This is a genomic window from Streptomyces termitum, assembly GCF_014650175.1.
GTDB classification, from domain to species: domain Bacteria; phylum Actinomycetota; class Actinomycetes; order Streptomycetales; family Streptomycetaceae; genus Streptomyces; species Streptomyces termitum.
Window position 1 is genome coordinate 1 of the sequence record NZ_BMUL01000035.1, and the last position, 1,637, is coordinate 1,637.

A 1,637-nucleotide genomic window follows, 5' to 3' on the forward strand; every position below is an offset into this window, starting at 1 on the left:
GCCGAGTTTAATTGCAATCAATTAGAAGAATAAAGAAGAATTACTGCATTTCATAACTTATTTTTTTCTCTTTTTATTTCGTTTCTTTTTTATTTATACCTTCTCTTCTTTATCTTTAGTTTTATCTACTTATCAATAGTATCTACCGGCTCGAACTCGAATTTGATCGCCTTCCATACTTCACAAGCTGCGGCTAGTTCAGGACTCCATTTGCAAGCTGCTCGGATAATTTCATTACCTTCGCGAGCAAGATCGCGCCCTTCGTTACGAGCTTGTACACAGGCTTCTAAAGCCACTCGATTAGCTGCTGCACCAGGTGCATTTCCCCAAGGATGTCCTAAAGTTCCTCCACCAAATTGTAATACAGAATCGTCCCCAAAGATTTCGGTCAGAGCTGGCATATGCCAAACATGAATACCACCTGAAGCTACCGGTATAACACCTGGCATGGATACCCAGTCCTGAGTGAAAAAGATACCGCGAGCACGATCTTTTTCAATAAAATCATCGCGCAATAAATCAACAAAACCTAAAGTCATTTCGCGTTCCCCTTCTAACTTACCTACTACTGTACCGGAGTGGATATGATCTCCCCCAGACATACGCAATGCTTTAGCTAATACACGGAAATGCATACCATGATTTTTCTGTCTATCAATAACTGCATGCATTGCACGGTGAATGTGAAGAAGTAGGCCATTGTCGCGGCAATAATGAGCCAAAGTAGTATTTGCGGTGAATCCCCCAGTTAAGTAGTCATGCATTACAATAGGAACCCCTAATTCTCTTGCAAATACAGCTCTCTTAATCATTTCTTCACATGTACCCGCAGTCGCATTCAAGTAATGCCCCTTGATTTCACCGGTTTCGGCCTGTGATTTATAAATAGCTTCGGCACAAAAGACAAAACGGTCTCTCCAGCGCATAAATGGTTGTGAGTTTACGTTTTCATCATCTTTGGTAAAATCAAGTCCACCACGTAGACACTCATAACACGCTCTACCATAATTTTTTGCGGATAATCCCAATTTTGGTTTAATAGTACATCCCAATAAAGGACGACCATACTTGTTCAACTTATCTCTTTCAACTTGGATACCATGAGGCGGGCCTTGGAAAGTTTTTGAATAAGTAGGGGGAATTCGTAGATCCTCCAAACGTAGAGCACGTAGGGCTTTGAAACCAAATACGTTACCTACAATGGAAGTAAACATGTTAGTAACGGAACCCTCTTCAAATAGGTCTAATGGATAAGCTACATAACAGATCCATTGGCTGTCTTCCCCAGCAACAGGCTCGATGTGATAGCATCGTCCTTTGTAACGATCAAGACTGGTAAGTCCATCAGTCCAAACAGTTGTCCATGTACCAGTAGAAGATTCGGCAGCTACTGCAGCCCCTGCTTCTTCGGGCGGAACCCCAGGCTGAGGACTTACTCGGAATGCTGCCAAGATATCAGTATCCTTAGTTTCATACTCTGGGGTGTAGTAAGTCAATTTATAATCTTTAACACCAGCTTTAAATCCAACACCTGCTTTAGTTTCTGTTTGTGGTGACATAAGTCCCTCCCTATAACTCTTGAATTAAGAATTCTCACAATAACAGGGTCTACTCGATGTTAATTAGGCGTAAATGAA

1 protein-coding gene is annotated in these 1,637 nt (G+C 41.7%); it reads right to left on the bottom strand.

The window, feature by feature from the left end; genetic code table 11:
- Positions 1 to 125: 125 nt before the first annotated feature.
- A complete protein-coding gene (locus tag IE219_RS32675; protein WP_189214503.1) occupies positions 126 to 1,559 on the bottom strand; it encodes a form I ribulose bisphosphate carboxylase large subunit in 1,434 nt (477 codons plus the stop codon).
- Positions 1,560 to 1,637 lie beyond the last annotated feature (78 nt).

Bases quoted from the DNA above. Each gene is read 5' to 3' on its own strand.
- IE219_RS32675 (WP_189214503.1), bottom strand. From the start codon at position 1,559: ATGTCACCACAAACAGAAACTAAAGCAGGTGTTGGATTTAAAGCTGGT.